18 protein-coding genes and 4 tRNA genes are annotated in these 20803 nt (G+C 70.1%); 9 read left to right on the forward strand and 13 right to left on the reverse strand.

The window, feature by feature from the left end; genetic code table 11:
* Window positions 1-10 precede the first annotated feature (10 nt).
* Entirely contained in the window at window positions 11-361 is a 351-nt protein-coding gene (locus ACZ63I_RS28445; RefSeq protein ID WP_041986830.1) for a metallopeptidase family protein, read from the reverse strand.
* An 86-nt stretch (window positions 362-447) separates the two neighbouring features.
* Here ACZ63I_RS28445 and ACZ63I_RS28450 point away from each other — a divergent pair, with 86 nt between their 5' ends.
* Both ACZ63I_RS28450 and ACZ63I_RS28455 read left to right on the forward strand, forming a co-directional pair.
* A complete protein-coding gene (locus ACZ63I_RS28450; protein WP_469342005.1) occupies window positions 448-2097 on the forward strand; it encodes a metallophosphoesterase family protein in 1650 nt (549 codons plus the stop codon).
* Window positions 2098-2145: 48 nt separating this feature from the next.
* Window positions 2146-2218: transfer RNA gene (locus ACZ63I_RS28455), tRNA-Glu, on the forward strand.
* Window positions 2219-2286: 68 nt separating this feature from the next.
* Here the strand turns inward: ACZ63I_RS28455 and ACZ63I_RS28460 are convergent.
* The 4 genes from ACZ63I_RS28460 to ACZ63I_RS28475 form a co-directional block, all read right to left on the reverse strand.
* Complete coding sequence (locus tag ACZ63I_RS28460) at window positions 2287-3057, reverse strand: L,D-transpeptidase family protein (RefSeq protein WP_469342006.1); 771 nt, start codon at window positions 3055-3057, stop codon at window positions 2287-2289.
* Between the two features lie 37 nt (window positions 3058-3094).
* Window positions 3095-3892, reverse strand: coding sequence for a hypothetical protein (locus tag ACZ63I_RS28465; RefSeq protein ID WP_469342008.1), 798 nt, complete (start codon window positions 3890-3892; stop codon window positions 3095-3097).
* Window positions 3893-4426, reverse strand: coding sequence for a SigE family RNA polymerase sigma factor (locus ACZ63I_RS28470; RefSeq protein WP_469342009.1), 534 nt, complete (start codon window positions 4424-4426; stop codon window positions 3893-3895).
* 176 nt (window positions 4427-4602) lie between these two features.
* The gene (locus tag ACZ63I_RS28475; protein ID WP_469342010.1) at window positions 4603-5514 is read right to left on the reverse strand and encodes a MerR family transcriptional regulator; all 912 of its coding nucleotides are present in this window, start codon (window positions 5512-5514) and stop codon (window positions 4603-4605) included.
* Window positions 5515-5711: 197 nt separating this feature from the next.
* Here ACZ63I_RS28475 and ACZ63I_RS28480 point away from each other — a divergent pair.
* From ACZ63I_RS28480 to ACZ63I_RS28495, 4 genes are all read left to right on the forward strand, one after another.
* Window positions 5712-5786 (forward strand) — tRNA-Asp (locus tag ACZ63I_RS28480).
* Between the two features lie 20 nt (window positions 5787-5806).
* A tRNA-Phe gene (locus ACZ63I_RS28485) sits at window positions 5807-5880 on the forward strand.
* Between the two features lie 116 nt (window positions 5881-5996).
* Window positions 5997-9935 carry an ATP-dependent RNA helicase HrpA gene (gene hrpA / locus ACZ63I_RS28490; protein WP_469342011.1) on the forward strand — a complete coding sequence of 1313 codons (3939 nt, stop codon included), beginning with the start codon at window positions 5997-5999 and terminating at the stop codon, window positions 9933-9935.
* A 101-nt stretch (window positions 9936-10036) separates the two neighbouring features.
* Window positions 10037-10111, forward strand: a tRNA-Asp gene (locus tag ACZ63I_RS28495).
* A 707-nt stretch (window positions 10112-10818) separates the two neighbouring features.
* On the opposite strand, the gene bldC is transcribed toward ACZ63I_RS28495, so the two are convergent.
* On the reverse strand, window positions 10819-11025 hold the full coding sequence (gene bldC, locus ACZ63I_RS28500; RefSeq protein ID WP_003949541.1) for a developmental transcriptional regulator BldC: 207 nt from the start codon (window positions 11023-11025) through the stop codon (window positions 10819-10821).
* A gap of 482 nt (window positions 11026-11507) precedes the next feature.
* Complete coding sequence (locus ACZ63I_RS28505; protein WP_469342012.1) at window positions 11508-12416, reverse strand: collagen-like triple helix repeat-containing protein; 909 nt, start codon at window positions 12414-12416, stop codon at window positions 11508-11510.
* A gap of 156 nt (window positions 12417-12572) precedes the next feature.
* Here ACZ63I_RS28505 and ACZ63I_RS28510 point away from each other — a divergent pair, with 156 nt between their 5' ends.
* Window positions 12573-13655, forward strand: a complete 1083-nt coding sequence (locus ACZ63I_RS28510; protein ID WP_469342013.1) for a Leu/Phe/Val dehydrogenase — start codon at window positions 12573-12575, stop codon at window positions 13653-13655.
* Between the two features lie 255 nt (window positions 13656-13910).
* Window positions 13911-14162 (forward strand): DUF3073 domain-containing protein, encoded by a 252-nt coding sequence (locus tag ACZ63I_RS28515; RefSeq protein ID WP_041986897.1) that lies wholly within the window; start codon window positions 13911-13913, stop codon window positions 14160-14162.
* Window positions 14163-14277: 115 nt separating this feature from the next.
* Here the strand turns inward: ACZ63I_RS28515 and purM are convergent, their stop codons facing one another.
* The 6 genes from purM to ACZ63I_RS28545 all read right to left on the reverse strand — a co-directional run bounded on the left by purM (window position 14278) and on the right by ACZ63I_RS28545 (window position 20474).
* Window positions 14278-15357, reverse strand: coding sequence for a phosphoribosylformylglycinamidine cyclo-ligase (purM, locus tag ACZ63I_RS28520; RefSeq protein WP_469342014.1), 1080 nt, complete (start codon window positions 15355-15357; stop codon window positions 14278-14280).
* 100 nt (window positions 15358-15457) lie between these two features.
* Window positions 15458-16984, reverse strand: a complete 1527-nt coding sequence (gene purF / locus ACZ63I_RS28525) for an amidophosphoribosyltransferase (RefSeq protein WP_328582942.1) — start codon at window positions 16982-16984, stop codon at window positions 15458-15460.
* Window positions 16985-17047: 63 nt separating this feature from the next.
* On the reverse strand, window positions 17048-17914 hold the full coding sequence (locus ACZ63I_RS28530) for an META domain-containing protein (protein WP_469342015.1): 867 nt from the start codon (window positions 17912-17914) through the stop codon (window positions 17048-17050).
* Window positions 17915-18008: 94 nt separating this feature from the next.
* The gene (locus ACZ63I_RS28535) at window positions 18009-18800 is read right to left on the reverse strand and encodes a maleylpyruvate isomerase family mycothiol-dependent enzyme (protein ID WP_469342016.1); all 792 of its coding nucleotides are present in this window, start codon (window positions 18798-18800) and stop codon (window positions 18009-18011) included.
* A 217-nt stretch (window positions 18801-19017) separates the two neighbouring features.
* Window positions 19018-19920, reverse strand: a complete 903-nt coding sequence (locus ACZ63I_RS28540; RefSeq protein ID WP_469342017.1) for a M23 family metallopeptidase — start codon at window positions 19918-19920, stop codon at window positions 19018-19020.
* A 20-nt stretch (window positions 19921-19940) separates the two neighbouring features.
* A complete protein-coding gene (locus ACZ63I_RS28545; protein ID WP_469342018.1) occupies window positions 19941-20474 on the reverse strand; it encodes a winged helix-turn-helix domain-containing protein in 534 nt (177 codons plus the stop codon).
* Between the two features lie 37 nt (window positions 20475-20511).
* Between ACZ63I_RS28545 and ACZ63I_RS28550 the strand changes: the two genes are divergently transcribed.
* Entirely contained in the window at window positions 20512-20760 is a 249-nt protein-coding gene (locus tag ACZ63I_RS28550; protein ID WP_469342019.1) for a hypothetical protein, read from the forward strand.
* Window positions 20761-20803: the final 43 nt, after the last annotated feature.

Here is a 20803-nt window from a genome sequence, read left to right on the forward strand (position 1 = left end):
TCGTCGTCGCTCATCCGTACCCCAGGGCGTGCAGCCGCTCGTCGTCGATCCCGAAGTGGTGCGCGATCTCGTGCACGACGGTGATCTCCGTCTCCGCCACCACGTCCTCCCGCGTCGCGCACATCCGCAGCGTAGGACCGCGGTAGATGGTGATCCGGTCGGGCAGCACCCCGGCGTACCACTCCCCCCGGTCGGTCAGCGGCGTCCCCTCGTACAGCCCGAGCAGCTCGCGGTCGGCGGCCTCGGGTTCGTCCTCGACGAACACCGCCACGTTGTCCATCAGCCGGGTCAGCTCCTGCGGGATCCGGTCGAGCGCCTCGGAGACCAGCTCCTCGAACTCCTCACGCGTCATTTCCAGCACGCGGCCATTCTCCCGTAGCAGGGCCGTGGCGCGGGTACCGGCGTCCGCCAGGCATGGCAGAGGGGCGGCGCGGGCATACGCGCCCAATGGCCCGTGAGGTACTTCATGTCCCGTTCCGTGCTGCCCGCACCGCCCTCGTACGACTGGAGCGCCGCCTCAGGCCAGGGGGCAAGAACCCGGCGAACGCGCTCAGCCACTCGCCGCACGCACCGCATCCGTTCACCCGCTCGTTCGGCCTGGTCGCCGTGGTGCTGCTGGGCGCCTATCTGGGGCTGCTGGTCGTCGGCAGCGTACGGACGCCGGTCGGCCCGATGGACACGCGGATGGCGCTGCGGCCGTCGCTGACCGGCGGTACGAAGATCAACGTCTCGCCGCTCGGCGCGCTCGAACTCGACTCGCACACCGGGCCGCTACGGCTCGACGTGGACGTCGACCGGCTGGACCCGGTCCGCTCGCAGGCGCTGGTCAACCACCCGGACCGGATCTCCGGGCTCCAGGAGGAGGTCGGCCACGACGTGGCGAACGGCGCGACCGAGCTGGCCGTACGCTCCTGCGTCGCCGTCGTGTCCGGCGCGACGGCCCTGGGCCTGGCCGTCTACCGCAGGCCCCGCCGCGCGCTGGCGGCCGGCGGGCTCGCGCTGACCCTGCTGGCCGCGTCGGCGGGCTGCGCGTACGCCACCTGGAACCCGAAGTCGGTGCTGGAGCCGAAGTTCTCCGGGCTGCTCTCCTCGGCCCCGCAGGTGGTCGGCAGCGCCCGCTCGATCGTCACCGACTTCGACGTCTACCAGAAGGAGCTGGCCCGGCTCGTCACCAACGTGACCAGGCTGTACGACGCGACGTCCACGCTCCCCGCCTACCAGCCCGACCCGGCGACGCTGCGCGTGCTGCACGTCTCGGACATCCATCTGAACCCGGCGTCCTGGCAGATCATCAGCTCGCTCGTCGACGAGTACAAGATCGACGCCGTGATCGACTCGGGCGACACCATGGACCACGGCGCCGCCGCCGAGAACAGCTTCCTCGACCCCATCGCCGACCTGGGCGTCCCGTACGTCTGGGTGCGCGGCAACCACGACTCGGACGTCACCCAGCGCTATCTGGAACGGATGAAGAACGTCCGGGTCCTGGACAACGGCAGGGCCGTGACGGTGGCGGGGCTGCGGGTGGCCGGGATGGGCGACCCGCAGTTCACCCCGGACCGGTCGGTGGCGGCCAAGGGCGACCCGGCCGAGCGGCTGGCGGGCGCGCGCCTTGCGTCGGCGCTGCGCGACCAGGCCCAGGCGGGCACGCCGGTGGACATCGCCGTGGCGCACGAGCCGGTGGCGGCCGAGCAGACCGACGGCGCGGTCCCCCTCGTCCTTGCGGGCCATGTCCACCACCGCGAGAACAAGGTGCTGCCGTTCGGCACCCGGCTGAAGGTGGAGGGCTCGACGGGCGGGGGCGGGCTGCGCGCCCTGCAGAACAACAGCCCGGAGAAGGTGAACGCCTCGGTGCTCTATCTGGACCGTACGACGAAGCACCTCCAGGCCTGGGACGAGATCACCCTCGGCGGCCTGGGCCTGACCACGGCGGAGGTGAGCCGCCACCTGCCGGCGGAGGCGGGAGCGCCGGGGGCGGACGCGTCGCCGTCGGAGTCCCCCTCCCCGTCGGATTCCCTGTCCCCGTCGGAGTCCCCCTCCCGGCCGAGGACCCCCGTACCCACGCCCACCAGGGCCGTCCCCGCACCCACCCGATAAACCGTTTTGGCGATACCTCGGCCGATCCCATATGCTGCTCGCGCCCTAGCCCTCATCGTCTAGTGGCCCAGGACGCCGCCCTTTCAAGGCGGTAGCACGGGTTCGAATCCCGTTGGGGGCACAATTCCAGAACACTGCCAGGCCGGGACGCGATGCGCGTCCCGGCCTGGAGTGCGTGCAGGGGCAGGATCAGCGGGCGAGCGAGGCGGCGTCGCCCATGACGACGACCGGGTGCAGCGCCGGGTCGAGGGTGCGCAGGAGCGTCTTCATGTGGGGCTTGGCCAGGCTGACGCAGCCATGCGTGGGACCGCCGTGGTCGACGTGGAACCAAATCCCGCCGCCCTTGCCCGCGCCTTCCGGGCGGGTCCAGTCGCGCGGGGAAGTGCCCGGCGCGCGGTTGTAGTTGATGGCGACGACGTAGTCGAAGGACCCGGCGAGGGGCTCGCCCGCGAAGCCGGTTCCGCCGATGGAGAAGCCGACGGGCGCGTGGTCGTACGGGAGGCGCGTACCGGGATCGCTGAGCCGGCCGCCCGCGTCGGTGAGCGCGAACACGCCGACGGGAGAACGCAGATCGCCTGCCCGGTGGTCCGCGCGCCAGCCCTCCTTGGCGTTGTGGGCGGCCCAGGTGGCGCCCGCGTCCCAGCCGTTGGCGGTGCGCCGGTACAACGCCACCTGGGACAGCGGGGAGTTCGTGCCCCGGCCGGTCACGATCACGACCTGGCGGGCGTCGCCCGGCACCTCGGCCAGTGTCCGCGCGCCAAGCCCCGGAAGCTGCCGGGGCAGCGGGCTCATGGTCGCGGTGGCCGCCCCGGAGAGCGGCGAGAGCGGCGCGGCCTGCTGCGTACGCGGCGCGGCGCCGGTGCCGGTGCCGGTGCCGGATGTACCGCCGGTGCCGCAGCCGGACACCGCGGCCAGTGCGGCAGCCGCCAGCACGAGGGCGACGGGGTGGCGTGAAGGCATCGAGAATCCCTTTCGGAACAGAACAGAACGGATCGGATCAGTGGTGCGGGTACCCGTCCGGCCCGGCGGACGGGACCGCGGGCAGTACGGCGCCGTCGAGGATGTCCTCGACCTGGGCGAGGGTCGACGACGACGGGCCCCTGAAACAGACATAGGCGTTGATCACGGGCCTCTTGACCGCGGGTTCGGGGGCGGCGCCCCAGCCCATCAGCTCCTTGTACCCACCGATCGCGCGGCAACCGTCGTCCACCTGATCCGCCGGCCGGACGGTGAACGTCTTCCGCCAGGACCAGTTGTACGGCTGGTCCTCCTGCCGGAGCACCAGCAGCGCCTCGCCCGCACCGAGCCGGGAGACGGGCGCGCAGGTGAAGGGGTCGCGGGTCGGCTCGGCGCACGTACTGCCGGTCAGCCGCTGCCCGTTGCCGATGAAGACCGTCACGAGCGACCGCGCGTCGGAGGTGGACAGCCGCTGCCACCCGGCGGGCAACGTCATGACGAGCCCGAGGTCGTCCGCGTCCTTCTCCGTCTCCGTACGCGCGCCGCCCGGCGACGACGAGACGCCGACCGTTCCGACGGCGGTGGGCAGGCGCGCGGGGCGCTGCGGACCCGGGTCCAGGACGCCGGCGCCGGTCAGCGTACCGACGGCGAGCGCCACCGCCCCGACGCCCGTCACGGCGGTCAGCAGGGCGAGCCGGCGCCGCCTGTGCCGTACGACGCGGCGGCGGATCTGCCGCATCCACTGCGGCGACGCGGTGAGTTCGGGGGTGGCGTACTTGAGCAGGATGCGCAGATCGTCCTCCGCCACCCGTACCGTCTCCTCTTCGTTCAACACCATTCACCGCCCTTCCACGAGCATGTTGACGGCCAGCAGGCCGCGCAGGGAGCCCAGCGCCTTTGCGGCCTGGCTCTTGACCGTGCCGGGCCGGCAGCCGAGGATTTCGGCCGTCTCCTCGACGCTGAGGTCTTCGAAATAGCGCAGCACGACCACCGTCCGCTGCCGAGGCGGCAGCGAACGCAGTGCGACCGCGAGCGAACGCTCCAGGTCGACGGCTGCGAAGACGTCGACCCCTGCCGTGTCCCGCGACGCGTCGGGCAGCACGTCGTGCGGCACCTCGCCGCGCCAACGCCGCTGCCACCACGACGCGTACGTGTTCACCAGCGCCTTGCGGGCGTACGCCTCCGGACTCCCGTCCGGGCTCCCGGCCGCGATACGGCGCCACTTGGGCCACATCTTGGCCAGCACCGTCTGCACCAGGTCCTCCGCGAGATGCGCGTCCCCGGTCAGCAGCCAGGCGGCGCGCAGCAGGCGGGGCCCGCGTGCCGTGACGAACTCCTCGAAGTCCGCGAAGCCCGCCTCCGAATCCGTCACCGCCCTCCTCCGGCACTGCCCCGTCGCGTCAACCCCACACCGGGTCAACCGGGTGGAGGGAGGATCCGGTTGCCTAGGTCCCGAAAGTATTTTCTACGACCGCTCGGTCGGCCCTGCGGCGAGCCGCAGCCCCACGCCAATCGCGGCGAGATGCCGCTCGGGGCAGGCACCGTCAGTCAGCCCGCCGTTCTCAGCCGCAGCGCGCGGATCGACCAGTCAAGCGCCGGTGTCAGGCGCTCCGGGGCCGGCCAGCCGTTGATCACTGCGAGCAGTTCCAGGTAGCGCTCCCTGCGGGGGTCGTTCGCCGTCTCCAGCGTGGCCAGCAGTCGACGCAGACCGCCGTCGTGCGCGTACCGCGCCGTGATCTCCGCCACCACCCCGTCCGCGCCGCGCGACGCAGGGTCGACGCCGGCCGCCAGGGCGGGTCGTACCTGGTCGCGGACTGTCGCCACCGGGCCGCGGCGTACGGACCCGCTTCCTCCCGCGTCCGCCGCGAGCTGCTCGACCATGCGCCTCAGCGCGGCCCGGAAGTCCGGGTTCTGGGTGAGTTCCGCCAGTTCCACCCAGCCTTCGATCTGTTCGGGTTCCGGGTGGGCGGGCAGTTCCGGGGTCAGGGTGCGGACGAGCCCGGCGATGGCCGGGTCGGTCGCCAGGTCACCGAACACCGCGTCCAGGAAGTCCGCGATCAGGGCGCGGCGCTCGTCCTCCGACAGCTTGGCAAGCTTGTGCATGAGATCCATCTCCTCGGGTGTGGAGCCGCGTCTGGCCACCGCCGTCAGCACCGCGCGGCGCAGCCGCAGCGTCCCGATCCGGGCCGTCAGCGCCTCCGCCTGCGCCGCCGCGGCCTCCGGGAGGGTCAGCTCACCGGCCAGGACCCGGCGGACCGTGGACAGGTCGAGGCCCAGCTCGCGTAGCGTCCGTACGAGATCCAGGCGGGCGACGGCGTCGGCGCCGTACAAGCGGTAGCCGGCCGGGCTGCGCTCGGCGGCCGGGACGATGCCTCGGTCGGAGTAGAAGCGGATGGCGGTGACCGTCAGCCCCGTCCGACGGGCCAGCTCACCGATCGAATACAGCGTCTTGCCGTCCATGGGTCCACCCTCCCGTCTCCACCCGGTGGAGACTCAAGGCCGACCGCAGCGCGGACAGGGCATGTGCCGCATTCTGATACGCTCATCTAGCGACATCGGGCCACCACAGCGTGTCTGTTCGATCACTCAAGGACACCGTGGAAATCCCGTTGGGAGCATGTTTGACCGTGTGCGAGACTTGTCCCGCACATCAGCGAGGTCCTGTGGAGCAGCTTGGAGTGCTCGCCACCCTGTCAAGGTGGAGGCCGCGGGTTCAAATCCCGTCAGGACCGCTGCAATCGCGAGATTGCGTGGCTGGGTAGCTCAGTTGGTACGAGCGATCGCCTGAAAAGCGATAGGTCGCCGGTTCGATCCCGGCCCCAGCCACCTCGGCCCGCAAAGGCCCGAAACCCCCTGCCGAGAGCATCCGGCGGGGGGCTTTCCGTATCCCCCGGCGAAATGGTTCGCCACTCGCTCGCCCCGGGTGAGATCCTGGTTCCGGTATGTCTACTTCCCTTGCCGACCTCCAGACCCTGCTGGCCGACGTCTCGCTGCGTGACGCGCAGCGGCTCGGCCGCCGTCTCGAAGGCTCCCGGCGCATCCGCAAGCCCGAGGCACGGCAGGCCGTGCTGGAGGAGATCGCCGCCGAGGCCGAGAAGGCCACCGACCGGGTCCGGCGGCGTGGCGCCCGTGTGCCCGCGGTCAGCTATCCCGAGCAGTTGCCCGTCAGCCAGAAGAAGGACACGATCCTGGAGGCGATACGCGACCACCAGGTCGTGATCGTCGCCGGTGAGACCGGGTCCGGCAAGACGACGCAGATCCCCAAGATCTGTCTGGAGCTGGGCCGCGGCGTGCGCGGCATGATCGGGCACACGCAGCCGCGCCGGATCGCCGCCCGTACGGTCGCCGAGCGCGTCGCCGACGAGCTGGACACCCCGCTGGGGGAGGCCGTCGGCTGGAAGGTCCGCTTCACCGACCAGGTGAACCCCGAGTCGACCTTCGTCAAGCTCATGACGGACGGCATCCTGCTCGCCGAGATCCAGACCGACCGCGAGCTGCTCGCCTACGACACGATCATCATCGACGAGGCGCACGAGCGCAGCCTCAACATCGACTTCCTGCTCGGCTATCTCGCCCAGTTGCTGCCCAGACGACCGGATCTGAAGGTCGTCATCACCTCGGCGACCATCGACCCCGAGCGCTTCTCGCGCCACTTCCGCAACGCCCCGATCGTCGAGGTCTCCGGGCGTACGTACCCCGTCGAGGTCCGCTACCGGCCGCTGCTGGAGGAGGACGGCGAGGAGGGCGACCGCGACCAGATCACCGCGATCTCCGACGCCGTCGACGAACTCCAGTCGGAGGGTCCTGGCGACATCCTGGTCTTCCTCTCCGGCGAGCGGGAGATCAGGGACACCGCCGACGCCCTGGAGAAACGCAAGATCCGCGGCACGGAAGTCCTCCCGCTCTACGCCCGCCTCTCGCACGCCGAGCAGAACCGCGTCTTCCAGCGGCACAGCGGGCGCAGGATCGTCCTCGCGACGAACGTCGCCGAGACGTCGCTGACCGTCCCCGGCATCAAGTACGTCATCGACCCGGGCAACGCGCGCATCTCCCGCTACAGCCACCGCACCAAGGTCCAGCGGCTGCCGATCGAGCGGATCTCGCAGGCGAGCGCCAACCAGCGCAAGGGCCGCTGCGGCCGTACGTCGGACGGCATCTGCATCCGGCTCTACTCCGAGGACGACTTCACCTCGCGCCCGGAGTTCACCGACGCCGAGATCCTCCGTACGAACCTGGCTTCGGTCATCCTCCAGATGACGGCGGCCGGGCTGGGCGAGATCGAGAAGTTCCCCTTCATCGACCCGCCGGACCACCGCAACATCCGCGACGGTGTCCAACTCCTCCAGGAACTCGGCGCGTTCGACGCGGCACAAAAAGATACGAAGAAGAAGCTGACGCCCCTCGGGCGCAAACTCTCCCAACTCCCCGTCGACCCGCGCCTCGCCCGCATGGTCATCGAGGCCGACCGCAACGGCTGCGTACGGGAGGTGATGGTGATCGCCGCCGCGCTCTCCATCCAGGACCCGCGCGAGCGCCCGGCCGAGAAGCAGACCCAGGCCGATCAGCAGCATGCCCGCTTCAAGGACGAGACGTCCGACTTCCTCGCCTTCCTCAACATCTGGCGCTACGTACGGGAGCAGCAGAAGACGCTGTCGTCCTCGGCGTTCCGCCGGATGTGCAAGTCGGAGTATCTGAACTTCCTGCGGATCAGGGAGTGGCAGGACATCTACTCCCAACTGCGCACAGTCGCCAAGCAGATGGGCCTGAAGATCGGCGACGAGGACACGGCAGCCGCCGACCAGTCCGTCCATGTGTCGCTGCTGGCGGGGCTGTTGTCGCACATCGGCATGAAGGACGTGAAGGACGGCGCGAAGAACGAGTATCTGGGTGCGCGCAGCGCGAAGTTCGCGGTGTTCCCCGGCTCGGCGCTGTTCAAGAAGCCGCCGCGGTTCATCATGTCGGCCGAGCTGGTGGAGACGTCCCGGCTGTGGGCGCGGGTCAACGCCAAGGTCGAACCGGAGTGGATCGAGCCGCTGGCCGGCCATCTGCTGAAGCGCACGTACAGCGAGCCGCACTGGGAGAAGGACGCGGCGGCCGTCATGGCGTACGAGAAGGTGACGCTGTACGGCGTCCCGATCATCGACCGGCGCAAGGTCAACTTCGGCCGGATCGACGCGGAGGCGTCCCGCGATCTCTTCATCCGCAACGCGCTGGTCGAGGGCGACTGGCGAACGCACCATCAGTTTTTCCATGACAATCGCAAACTTCTCGGCGAGGTCGAGGAGTTGGAGCACCGCGCGCGGCGCCGCGACATCCTCGTGGACGACGAGACGCTGTACGACTTCTACGACCAGCGGGTGCCCGAAGACATCGTCTCCGGGGCGCACTTCGACTCCTGGTGGAAGGCGAAGCGGCGCGACGAGCCCGAACTGCTCGACTTCGAGCGGTCGATGCTCATCAACGAGAAGGCCGGCTCGGTCACCAAGGACGACTACCCGGACACCTGGCGGCAGGGCCAGCTCAGCTTCCGGGTGACCTACCAGTTCGAGCCGGGCGCCGACGCGGACGGAGTGACCGTCCACGTACCGCTCCAGGTGCTCAACCAGGTCACCTCGGAGGGGTTCGACTGGCAGATCCCCGGGCTGCGCGCCGACGTGGTCATGGAGCTGATCCGCTCGCTGCCCAAGCCGATCCGCCGGCACTACGTACCGGCGCCGAACTACGCGGAGGCGTTCCTTGACCGCGCTGTGCCGCTCCAGGAGCCGCTGCCGGTGACGCTGGCGCGCGAACTCCAGCGGATGGTGGGCGTGCCCGTCACGGGCGACGACTTCGATCTGGGCCGGGTGCCGGACCACCTCAAGATCACATTCCGGATCGTGGACGAACGGCGGCGCAAGATCGCCGAGTCGAAGGATCTGGACGAGCTGAAGCTGCAACTGCGGCCCAAGGCCCGCCAGGCGCTGTCGAAGGCCGCAGCCGCGACCGCCGAGCGCGCGGGCGGCGAGACCATCGAGCGCACAGGCCTGACCGACTGGACCATCGGCACGCTGGTACGGATCTTCGAGACGCGCAGGGCGGGGCAGCCGGTGAAGGCGTACCCCGCGCTGGTCGACCGGGGCGACAGCGTCGCCGTACGCCTCTTCGACACGGAAGCCGAGCAGCAGCAGGCGATGTGGGCGGGGACGCGGCGGCTGATCCTGCTCAACATCCCGGTCAGCCCTGCCAAGTTCGCCTCGGACAAGCTCACCAACCAGCAGAAGCTGGCGCTGTCCCGCAATCCGCACGGCTCCGTGCAGGCGCTGTTCGAGGACTGCGCGACGGCGGCGGCGGACAAGCTGATCGCGGACCACGGCGGGCCCGCGTGGGACGAGGAGTCCTTCCGCAAGCTGTACGACAAGGTCCGCGCCGATCTCGTCGACGCGACGGTCCGCACGGTCGGCCAGGTCCAGCAGATCCTGGCGGCCTGGCAGGCGTGTGAGCGCCGGCTGAAGGCCACGAACAGCCTGGTGCTCATCAACAACGTCCAGGACGTCAAGGACCAGCTCGCGGCCCTCATGCCGGCCGGCTTCGTCACCCGCACCGGGCTGCCGAGGCTGCCGGACCTGATGCGCTATCTGGTCGCTGTGGACCGCCGGCTGCAGCAGATGCCGACCAACGTCCAACGCGACACGACGCGCATGGAGAAGGTCCACGAGATGCGGGACGAGTACGCCTGGCTGCTGGAACAGCTCCCGCAGGGCAGGCCGGTGCCTCGGCAGGTCCTGGACATCCGGTGGATGATCGAGGAGCTGCGGGTGAGCTATTTCGCCCACGCCCTGGGCACGGCCCAGCCGGTCTCGGACAAGCGGATCGTGAAGGCGATCGACGCGGCGGCGCCGTAGGTCGCGCGTAACGCCGCCATCGCCCGGAGTGAGTTCGACCGGACCCTCTGAGCTGCTGTAGAGTCTGTCTTCGCAGCCGCCGCCAAGGGGCAGCGAAACAAGGTCCTGTGGAGCAGCTTGGAGTGCTCGCCACCCTGTCAAGGTGGAGGCCGCGGGTTCAAATCCCGTCAGGACCGCAACATCGAAGAGCCCGCACCCTCACCGGTCGGGCTCTTCGCACGTTCGGAACCACGACCGGCCGCCACCCGCCAGGCCGCGCCCGCGGCGGAGCCGCAATCAGACACAGCAAATCCCGTCAGGACCGCAACATCGAAGAGCCCGCACCCTCACCGGTCGCGGGCTCTTCGCGTATCCGCCGCCGCGCGCCCCCACCCCGCCGTACCGAAGCGCTCGCATCCGATCGGATGCGGGCTCTTTTGCGTATTGACCGCCCCGGGCCGACCCGAGTAATCAAGCATCTGTAACTAGTACGCATGGCTGCGACGACGGCCCGGCCATCCGCGAACCACCTCCGCCCGGCGTTGGCAAGAGGCATGCAGTGTGACGGTAGTCACCTAAGGTTTTTCGGGAATGGGTGTTCTTACACCCTTCCTACAATCCGGCAATTTAATATGTGCAATTGTACTCACCCACCAAGGGTCCCCACAGGCGCACAAAAAAGATCGCGCTGGACCCGGCGGAGTCCAGCGCGATCGACGACTTACCCATGTTGCTTGGGTACGGAGCCTGTTGGGGCAGGCGCCCGTCGTATGGAGCTGTCAGTCGGGACGACCGTGTTGGGGGAACCCGGCTGTTGTCCCTGCGTGCTTATGGTGCTGGCGGTACTGGTGGAACAAGTGGTGCGTGTGGAACAGGTTGTGCGTGTTGATCCCTAATGTGTTGATCAAGCTTCGCTACGCTGCTGCGGAATACCCGCAAGCAGTGCGCGAACCTCTGCCTCGCGATACCGGCGATGCCCACCGAGCGTGCGGATGGACGTGAGCTTGCCTGCCTTTGCCCAGCGTGTGACCGTCTTCGGATCCACACGGAACATCGTGGCAACCTCAGCCGGGGTCAGCAGCGGCTCGGCATCAGGGGTGCGAGCGGTCATGAGCGGCCTCCTCGGGAGAACCGAACCATCTCGGTTCTTTCCTCTAAATTCTGCACCTTGACCCACGTTGCCCGAAATGGCGGACGCAGGCCGAGTCGGTTATAGGACGAACGGCTTGTCCTCGGCACTACAACTACACCATCCGTCCAGCCACGTCGGCCAAACCGATGGAATTGCCCTCTGAGGTGTTCATCAACGGCGGAAGCCGATGGACCATGCCATAGCGGACAGTCACGGCACAGTAACGATCAGTCACAGAGCGATCGGGGGTCATCGGAACCCCCGCATAGAGTGCGATACCGAGCATTCCGCCCGTACCGGCACGGAAGGAACCCTCCCCGGACTCCTTGTCCTATTTTGACACGAGGGTGGGCGATGGGCGCAAGGCCCTTGTTAGTGCGGTCCGTCACGCTTAAGGCCCTGTTAAGAAAAAAGCCCGGATCGGGACCTTCAGACGTAGGACCTCTGACGGATCGTCGGTCTCAGTTGGCGAACTGGCGGTCACGGACGGCCCGCCAGCGCTCTGTGAGCCGCCCGTAAGCCTCTCCTGCCCGCTCCCCGTCCCCCGAACGCAGCGCGGCGATCCCGGCCGCCACATCGGCCGCTGAGCGATCTTCCGCGAGCTGCTCCTCGGACAGCACGTGCACGAGCCCGCCGTAGTCCAGCTCGACCAGCGACCGCGGGTGGAACTCCTCCAGCCACCGGCCCACGTCCACGAGCCCCTCGATCATCGGACCGTCGTCGATGCTGTCCCGTAGCGCCTTGAGGCCGCGCGCCAGCCGCCGGCGCGCCTGCACCATCGGCGTCCGGTAGCGCAGTACGGGCACACCGGGGCCGGCCGCTCCGGACTCCGCCGACTCCCCGGTCTCGCCTGCCGCCCCGGACTCCCCCGGCTTCGCCGGCTCACCCGGCTCGTACGTCCGCTCGTCGTCCGAGAAGAGCGTGAACCACCTGACCGGCACCTGCCAGACGCCCGTCCTGATCCACGGCCGCGCGTCCGGGTTCCGCTCGCGCCAGCGCTCGTAGTCCGCGCTCGCCTGGACGCGCACCACGGCCGGCAGCACCGCGTCGAGCAGCGGCAGCGGCAGGACGTCGGGCAGCTCCTCCAGGGCCAGCCAGCCGCGCAGCCGGGTCCGCCACGGGCAGACGCAGACCACCCCGTCCACCTCGGTCACGAACGCGTCCGCGCTCTCGTGCACCGGCACGGGCACCGGCGGGGTGGGCAGCAAGTCCGCCAGGGCGCGGCGCAGTTCGTCCTGGACGGTGGGGGTACGGCCGCGCCGGGCGTACTCGGCCCAGTGACTCCTCTCCGGTTCGGGAAAGGCGGCCAGCGGCTCGTACACCCGCAGGTAGGACGTGTAAGGGACGAGAACCGAAGACACCGCTGGCATGCCGGAATCGTCCCACGCCCACGGCGCACGAGCGGGTGATCCTCCGCACTGCGGCTGATCTACGCCGGGGTAAGACTTACTCTCAACCCCAACCGGCCCCCTCCGCCACCCATGGAGGGGCCGATCCCCGCCGCTTCGTACTTGGGAGTCACCACCGTGACCGATGTGACCGACGGCGTCCTGCACACCCTGTTCCGTTCGGACCAGGGGGGCCATGAGCAGGTCGTGCTCTGCCAGGACCGCGCGAGCGGCCTCAAGGCCGTGATCGCCATCCACTCCACCGCCCTGGGCCCGGCCCTCGGCGGCACCCGCTTCTACCCGTACGCGTCCGAGGACGAGGCAGTCGCCGACGCGCTGAACCTCTCCCGCGGCATGTCGTACAAGAACGCGCTGGCCGGGCTCGGCCACGGCGGCGGCAAGGCCGTGATCATCGGCGACCCCGACCTGGTCAAGAGCGAGGCGCTGCTGCTGGCGTACGGCAGGTGCGTGGCCTCGCTCGGCGGCCGGTACGTGACGGCCTGCGACGTGGGCACGTACGTCGCCGACATGGACGTCGTGGCGCGCGAGTGCGCGTGGACCACGGGCCGCTCCCCCGAGAACGGCGGCGCGGGCGACTCGTCCGTACTGACCGCCTTCGGGGTCTTCCAGGGCATGCGGGCCAGCGCGGAGCAGCAGTGGGGCGATCCCTCGCTGCGCGGCCGTACGGTCGGTGTCGCCGGCGTCGGCAAGGTCGGCCGCCACCTGGTGGAGCATCTGCTGGAGGACGGCGCCGAGGTCGTCGTCACGGACGTACGGGCCGAGGCGGTCGCCCGGATCACCGAGCGGCATCCGGAGGTCAGGGTCGTCGTCGACAACGAGGCGCTGATCCGTACCGAGGGTCTGGACGTGTACGCGCCGTGCGCGCTCGGCGGCGCGCTGAACGACGTGTCCGTGCCCGTACTGACCGCGAAGGTGGTGTGCGGCGCGGCCAACAACCAGCTCGCGCACCCCGGCGTCGAGAAGGACCTCGCCGACCGCGGGATCCTCTACGCGCCGGACTACGTGGTGAACGCGGGCGGGGTGATCCAGGTCGCCGACGAGCTGCACGGCTTCGACTTCGAGCGGTGCCGCGCGAAGGCGGCAAAGATCTTCGACACGACTCTTTCGATCTTCGCACGTGCGAATAGCGACGGCATTCCGCCGGCTGCGGCGGCCGACCGGATCGCCGAGCACCGGATGGCGGAGGCCCGCGCGAGGTGACCGGGGAGACGTGACTCACCCCGGCCGGGCGGGTCGCCCTCAAGAAGAGGTTAAAATCATGGCTGACCAGCGAGGACGGGGCGTCTCGCCGGTCGAGCGCCGAGGCGCGTCATGCGGGCGGCGTACCGTATGGCCGCGGAAGCAGGTACCGTTGAAGCCCTACGGACGGGTCTCTCCGAGGAGAGCTCGTTCTGAAACATGAACGCGTGTCAAGACTCTGGGGCCGTCGAGCCCCGTCACCGAGGGGGTCGAGCCATGGGGCGCGGCCGGGCCAAGGCCAAGCAGACGAAGGTCGCCCGCCAGCTGAAGTACAACAGCGGCGGGACGGATCTGTCGCGTCTGGCCAGCGAGCTGGGCGCATCTCCGACAAGTCAACCGCCGAACGCGGAGCCGTTCGAGGATGACGAAGAGGAAGATGACCCGTACGCACAGTACGCGGATCGTTACAACGACGACGAGGACGAGGACGACGAGTCCGGACCCTCGGCTCAGCGCCGCGGCGCTTGACGTCTGCATACCTCCAGCAGTTCCTCACAGTGGCCCGGTCCGGGGCCGTAGTCCTGGACCGGGTTCTGTGCTGCCACAGCAGGGAACCGGGTTGCCCCAGCACCGCACCGGCTGATCAGCTCCGGTAGTCGCCTGTCAGGGCGGCGCCGGTGGCATGTCCGGCGCGCTCGGTGATCTCGCCGGCGACCCAGGCGTCCACCCCGCGGTCCGCGAGGGTGGCCAGCGCGGCGTCCGCCGAATCGGCCGGTACGACGGCGATCATGCCGACGCCCATGTTCAGCGTCTTCTCCAGCTCCAGCCGTTCGACCTGCCCGGCCGCACCGACGACGTCGAAGATCGGACCCGGCTGCCAGGTCGACCGGTCGACCGTCGCGTGCAGCCCGTCCGGTACGACCCGGGCCAGGTTCGCCGCGAGGCCGCCGCCCGTGACATGGCTGAAAGCGTGCACCTCGGTGGTCCTGGTCAGCGCGAGGCAGTCCAGCGAGTAGATCTTGGTGGGCTCCAGCAGCTCCTCGCCGAGGGTCCTGCCGAACTCCTCGACCTCGCGGTCCAGCGCCCAGCCGGCCCGGTCGAAGACCACATGCCGTACGAGTGAGTACCCGTTCGAGTGAAGACCGGAGGACGCCATGGCGATCACCGCGTCACCCGTGCGGATACGATCCGCGCCGAGCAGCCGGTCCGCCTCGACCACACCCGTACCCGCGCCGGCGACGTCGAAGTCGTCCTCGCCGAGCAGGCCCGGGTGCTCGGCGGTCTCGCCGCCGACGAGCGCGCAGCCCGCCAGCACGCACCCTTCGGCGATGCCCTTGACGATGGCGGCGACCCGCTCGGGGTGGACCTTGCCGACGCAGATGTAGTCGGTCATGAAGAGCGGCTCGGCGCCGCAGACCACCAGGTCGTCGACGACCATCCCGACGAGGTCGTGGCCGATCGTGTCGTACACGCCCATCCGGCGGGCGAGGTCGACCTTCGTACCGACGCCGTCGGTCGCCGATGCCAGCAGCGGCCGCTCGTAGCGCTTGAGCGCCGAGGCGTCGAAGAGGCCGGCGAAGCCGCCGATGCCGCCGAGGACCTCGGGGCGGCGGGTCTTCTTGACCCATTCCTTCATCAACTCGACGGCGCGGTCACCGGCCTCGATGTCGACGCCAGCGGCGGCATAGCTGGCACCAGTTGTCGTATCGGGCGTGGCAGGCATGGCTGGAAACCTTCGTGTCGTCGTACAAGGTCGTCGTACAAGGCGTCGTACAAGGGCCGGGGAAACGCGGGACGGGCCTGGGAGCGGGCTCCCTGGCCCGTTACGGGCGGCGCAGGGCGTCGCTCGCCGCCGTGTCGGCGGGGCCCGCTGCCAGCTCGGTCTCCAGGAGCTGCTTGCCGAGCAGTTCCGGGTCGGGGAGATCCATCGGGTACTCGCCGTCGAAGCAGGCCCGGCAGAGATTGGGCTTGTCGATCGTGGTCGCCTCGATCATCCCGTCGATGGAGATGTACGAGAGGGAGTCGGCGCCCAGCGAGGTGCCGATCTCCTCGATGGACATCCCGTTGGCGATCAGCTCGGCGCGGGTGGCGAAGTCGATGCCGAAGAAGCACGGCCACTTCACCGGGGGCGAGGAGATCCTGATGTGGATCTCCGCCGCGCCCGCCTCGCGGAGCATCTTCACCAGCGCGCGCTGGGTGTTGCCGCGGACGATCGAGTCGTCGACGACCACCAGCCGCTTGCCGCGGATGACTTCCTTGAGCGGGTTGAGCTTCAGCCGGATGCCGAGCTGGCGGATGGTCTGGGAGGGCTGGATGAAGGTCCGGCCCACATAGGCGTTCTTCACCAGACCCGAGCCGTACGGGATGCCGCTGGCCTCGGCGTAGCCGATGGCCGCCGGCGTGCCGGATTCCGGTGTCGCTATGACCAGATCCGCCTCGACCGGGGCTTCGCGCGCCAGTTTCCGGCCCATTTCCACCCGGGACAGATAGACGTTCCGGCCGGCGATGTCCGTGTCGGGACGCGCCAGGTAGACGTACTCGAAGACGCAGCCCTTGGGCTTCGCTTCCGCGAATCGCGACGAGCGAAGACCGTTCTCGTCGATGGCGATGAACTCGCCGGGCTCGATCTCGCGTACGTACGAGGCGCCGCAGATGTCGAGAGCGGCGCTCTCGGACGCGACGACCCAGCCGCGTTCGAGACGGCCGAGGACCAGCGGGCGGATGCCCTGCGGGTCGCGGGCCGCGTACAGGGTGTGCTCGTCCATGTAGACGAGCGAGAAGGCGCCCTTGACCTGCGGCAGCACCTTGGGGGCCGCCTCTTCGACGGTGAGGAACTTGCCGTCCTCGTCCGTCTGGCAGGCCAGCAGCGCCGTGACCAGGTCGGTGTCGTTGGTGGCCGCGACCCGCGTCGCACGGCCGTTCTCCCTGGGGAGTTCGGCGACGAGCTCGGCGAGCTCGGCGGTGTTGACCAGATTGCCGTTGTGACCGAGCGCGATGGAGCCGTGGGCCGTGGCCCGGAAGGTCGGCTGCGCGTTCTCCCACACCGAGGCTCCGGTGGTGGAGTAGCGGGCATGGCCCACCGCGATATGGCCCTGGAGAGAGCCGAGGGACGTTTCGTCGAAGACCTGTGAGACGAGGCCCATGTCCTTGAAAACCAGGATCTGGGACCCGTTGCTCACTGCGATGCCCGCGGACTCCTGTCCGCGGTGCTGCAGGGCATACAGTCCGAAGTAGGTGAGCTTGGCGACCTCTTCACCCGGGGCCCAGACTCCGAAGACGCCGCAAGCGTCTTGGGGGCCCTTCTCACCGGGGAGCAGGTCGTGGTTGAGTCGTCCATCACCACGAGGCACGCCACCGAGTGTAGGCGAGATCGACCACTGGTCCGAATTGGGGACGGGGCGCAGTGGGCGGGATCACTTCGCGGCGGGGCCCGTCCCGGCCCCTGCGGGGGCTGTCTCGGCCATGATCCCCTGGCCGTCCTTGCCGGTGAGGGTCAGTGAATGATGAGCCAGCTCATAGCTGACCTCGCGTTCGCGCAGCAGTTCGTCCAGCCGCTTCTCGACGGGCGTCGTGGGGGTGTCACAGGCCATTTTCGTCGAGCTGACCTTACCGAATGTGACGGTCGAGCCGGAGACCTGCGCGGTGGTGCGCCAGGTGTTGCAGTGCAGCCGCAGGCCCTGGACCGAGCCGTCCTTGCCGAGGGTGAAGGCGGGGGCGGCGGCCAAGGTCTCGGGCGACCGGTCGGTGACAGAGCTGACGGTGCCGTTGTCGACGAGCGAGGTCACCACCCACTTCGTGCCCGTGAGGGCGGCGTCCTTCTCGGCGGTCATGGCGATGGTGTCGCCGTCGGCGCCGGTGAGGGTGAGCCGCTGGTCGGCGACCTTGGCGGTCAGCTTCCCCGAGAAGGCCCCGTTGAGGCGCTTCTCGAAAGCCGCCAGCTCCTTCGGGCAGCCGATGAGCGTCGACTCCTTCTTGCCGACGACGACGGTGTCGCCCTTGACGGTGACCTGCGCGCCGATGGTGTTGCACCCGGTGCTGGCGCTGGCCCGCCCCTTGGAGTCGATCTCCACGCCGGCCCCCTCGGGTGCGGCGGTCTTCGCGCCGTCGACGGTCACGCTGTCCACGCTCCAGCGCACTCCGGTCAGCGCGGGCGACGACTGTACGGAGCTGTCGGGGGCGGCCGGGTCGCGCGGTCCTGAACCGGTCTCCGTACCGCAGGCAGAGGCGGCCAGCGCGAGCAGGGCACCGGCGGTGATGTAGGTGAGCTGCTGATTCCTCATGCGGCTGGGACGTGCCGGGCGGGCGGACGGTTCCGCCGCGCGCCCCGTACGGCCCGGGGTACGCCCGGTACGGCCCGGGTTACGCCCGGTCGGCTCAGCCCATGAGGGGCAGCAGCCCGGACAGATCGGCGCGCTCGCCGCTGGCACTGACCCGCGCGGCGTCGAGCGCGTCCGCCCAGCTCGTACGGCCGGTGGCGAGCCTGATCCAGGTGAGCGGATCGGTCTCCACGACATTGGGCGGGGTCCCCCGGGTGTGCCGGGGGCCCTCGACGCACTGCACGACCGCGTACGGCGGAATCCGCACCTCCGTCGAGGCGCCGGGCGCCTTCACGGCCAGCGCGTCGGCGAGCAGCCGCGTACAGGCGGCGAGCGCCTGCCGGTCGTACGGGACGGCGAGGCCGGTCGCCCGGTTCAGGTCGTCGGTATGGACGACCAGCTCGACGGTGCGGGTGACGAGGAAGTCCCCGAGCCGCATCGCGCCGACCCGGGTGGTGACCAGGCGATCGTCGGCGGCGCCCGGCAGCAGCGCGGCGATCCGCTCGGCGGCGCGGTCGAACAGCTCGGCGGGCTCGGCCGACGCAGCGATCGCCTCGGCGTCCTCGGAGATGTCACCCGCCAGACCGGCCGTCGCGAACGGCCAGTCGAGCAGCGGGACGACGGGCCCGGCCGGCTCGGGCTGCTCGACGGCCCGGCTGACGGCCTCGACCGCCGTCGTCAGATGCGCGGCCAGCTCCCGCACGGTCCAGCCACCGAGCCCGGCGGGCAACGCGAACTGCGCCGCGGTCAGTGCGCCGACCGCCTCGCGTACGTGCGCGAACTGGGCCAGCACGGCGGTACGGGTCTTGGCATGGTCGTAGCTGCGCAGACGCTTCTTGGCCGGGGGCATAGCGGGGAGGCTAGCCGAGCCCACTGACAGTCGGGTCGGGAGCGGCCAGGTCGGCGGCCGGGTGCGAGGCGGGCGGCCGGGTGCGAGGCGGGCGGCCGGGTGCGAGGCGGCGGCCGGGCCGGCGGCGGCCTGCCGCAGGCCAGCCAGAGGTGGAACGCTCGCCGCCGACCTCCGTGGCGGCGACCCGCCCGTCACCGGCTTTGGCACCGGTCCGGGCCTATTCGGCAGTGGCCTGCCCGGCGGCCGTCCGGTCCGCGCCGGTCCGCTCGGCGGCGGCCGGCCCGCCCGCCTCGTCCTCGTCCTCGTCCGCCGTGAATGCCGTGAAAACCTCGCCGTCCGCCGGGACTCCGATGCCGTGCCAGCGGAACGGGATGCCGCGGGCCACGTCCATGTCCGGGTGGTCCATGAGCTGGAAGTGCACATGGGGCTCGGTCGAGTTGCCGGAGTTGCCGCAGCGGCCGACGAGCTGGCCCGCGCGTACCCGGTCGCCCGCTCGTACGGTGAGGGAGCCGCGCTGTACGTGGGCGTACATCGCGTACGTGCCGTCGCCGATGTCGATGATCAGGTGGTTGCCGGTGATCCAGGCGGCGCCCGCCATGTCGCGGACGGCGGCCTCGACGAGCATCAGGTAGACCAGCGCGAGCAGCGAGTTCCTGCTGAGGTGGTCGCGGCGGCCGTCGGAGGCATGCACGACCGTTCCGTCGGCCACGGCGAGCAGCGGCCTGCCGAAGGCGGGGAAGGCCGTGCTCCGGCGCGCCACCGGCCAGGCCCAGGCGAATCCGGGGCGGCTGCCGGGCTCCGGTTCGGCCACGATGTCGATCGCGTACGTCTGCCCGTACGCGTGGGTGCGGTGGCTGGGCACGCGGCTCGCCGGGCTGTTCAGCGCCGACCAGCGGCCGGTGACCGGCGCCGCGACCTCGACGGCCGGCGGCCTGGCGGCCCCATGCGCCCGTGCCGTACGCCTGCCCAGGGCGATGACGAGGGTGACCGCGATGATCTCCGGCACCCAGATCAGCCACCATGCGAACGGCAGGTCGACGAAGGCCCCCGCGACGACCAGCGCCACGAAGAGCACCGTGAACAGCCGGTAGAAGATCATGACGAGTTTGCGTACGGACATCGTTCCCCCTTGGTGGACGGTCAGGTCGGTCGGGTCGCCGCCAGCATCACCAGCAGCGGCACCACCCGGCCGCCGGGGACCTCGTACTTGCCGCGCCCGACGGTGTGCAGCCAGCCGACCGAGGTGAGCTGGCGCAGGTGGTGGTAGATCTGGCCGGTCGTGCCGAGTTCGGCCAGCTCGGCGAGTTCGGCGGCGGTGCGGCGGCCGCCGAGGATCTCGCGCAGCAGCCGCAGCCGTACCGGATGGCCGAGCGCGCCGAACGACTCGGCCGCCGCCGGCCAGTCGGTGTCCAGGACGGCGTCGGTGAACGTGCCGTACTGCCACTCGTACCGCTCGTCGGTCGGCAGCCGGACCGCGCCGGTGAAGAGCACTCCCCCGCTCGCCGCGCCCGCCTCGGCGAGTTGGTCCTTCAGCCCGTGCAGAGCCCAGAACTCGCCGCCGTCCAGCACGCCGTCCAGCGCGGGCGCGGGCGCAGGGGCGGGCGCGGTCGACGCCGTCTGCTCCAGCGCGGCGAGCCGGCGTTCCAGCTCGGCGACGCGTTCCTCAAGCTCCATGGCAATCAATTTACGTAATTACGTAATCCCGCACAAGGTGGCAGGAGATTCGGCTCGCTGTGCATCCGCCGAGGAGCGGCTCGCCGCGCACCTGCGGGCCGAGCGCGAGGAGGGTGTGGCGGACGGTGGGTTCGGCCCGGGACTCGACCCGGTGACCACCGCGTCCACGATCGTCGCCGTACTGCGGGGCCGTTACGTCCTGGCCCGCGCGGCGGATTCCGTCGAGCCGTTCACGGCGGCGGTCGACGGCGTACTGGACCTGCTCGCCGTCCGTCGGACGGCGTAACGCCCGGTCCTGCGGCCGGTGTTCGCGAAACTCCGGCCGCAGG

It is taken from the genome of Streptomyces sp. NPDC087906 (assembly GCF_055584925.1).

Bases quoted from the DNA above. Each gene is read 5' to 3' on its own strand.
- ACZ63I_RS28545 (WP_469342018.1), bottom strand. From the start codon at position 20,474: ATGGAGCTTGAGGAACGCGTCGCCGAGCTGGAACGCCGGCTCGCCGCG.
- ACZ63I_RS28460 (WP_469342006.1), bottom strand. From the start codon at position 3,057: ATGCCTTCACGCCACCCCGTCGCCCTCGTGCTGGCGGCTGCCGCACTG.
- hrpA (WP_469342011.1), top strand. From the start codon at position 5,997: ATGTCTACTTCCCTTGCCGACCTCCAGACCCTGCTGGCCGACGTCTCG.
- bldC (WP_003949541.1), bottom strand. From the start codon at position 11,025: ATGACCGCTCGCACCCCTGATGCCGAGCCGCTGCTGACCCCGGCTGAG.
- purM (WP_469342014.1), bottom strand. From the start codon at position 15,357: ATGCCTGCCACGCCCGATACGACAACTGGTGCCAGCTATGCCGCCGCT.
- ACZ63I_RS28540 (WP_469342017.1), bottom strand. From the start codon at position 19,920: ATGTCCGTACGCAAACTCGTCATGATCTTCTACCGGCTGTTCACGGTG.
- ACZ63I_RS28530 (WP_469342015.1), bottom strand. From the start codon at position 17,914: ATGAGGAATCAGCAGCTCACCTACATCACCGCCGGTGCCCTGCTCGCG.
- ACZ63I_RS28475 (WP_469342010.1), bottom strand. From the start codon at position 5,514: ATGGACGGCAAGACGCTGTATTCGATCGGTGAGCTGGCCCGTCGGACG.
- ACZ63I_RS28515 (WP_041986897.1), top strand. From the start codon at position 13,911: ATGGGGCGCGGCCGGGCCAAGGCCAAGCAGACGAAGGTCGCCCGCCAG.
- ACZ63I_RS28465 (WP_469342008.1), bottom strand. From the start codon at position 3,892: ATGGTGTTGAACGAAGAGGAGACGGTACGGGTGGCGGAGGACGATCTG.
- ACZ63I_RS28535 (WP_469342016.1), bottom strand. From the start codon at position 18,800: ATGCCCCCGGCCAAGAAGCGTCTGCGCAGCTACGACCATGCCAAGACC.
- ACZ63I_RS28450 (WP_469342005.1), top strand. From the start codon at position 448: ATGGCCCGTGAGGTACTTCATGTCCCGTTCCGTGCTGCCCGCACCGCC.
- ACZ63I_RS28505 (WP_469342012.1), bottom strand. From the start codon at position 12,416: ATGCCAGCGGTGTCTTCGGTTCTCGTCCCTTACACGTCCTACCTGCGG.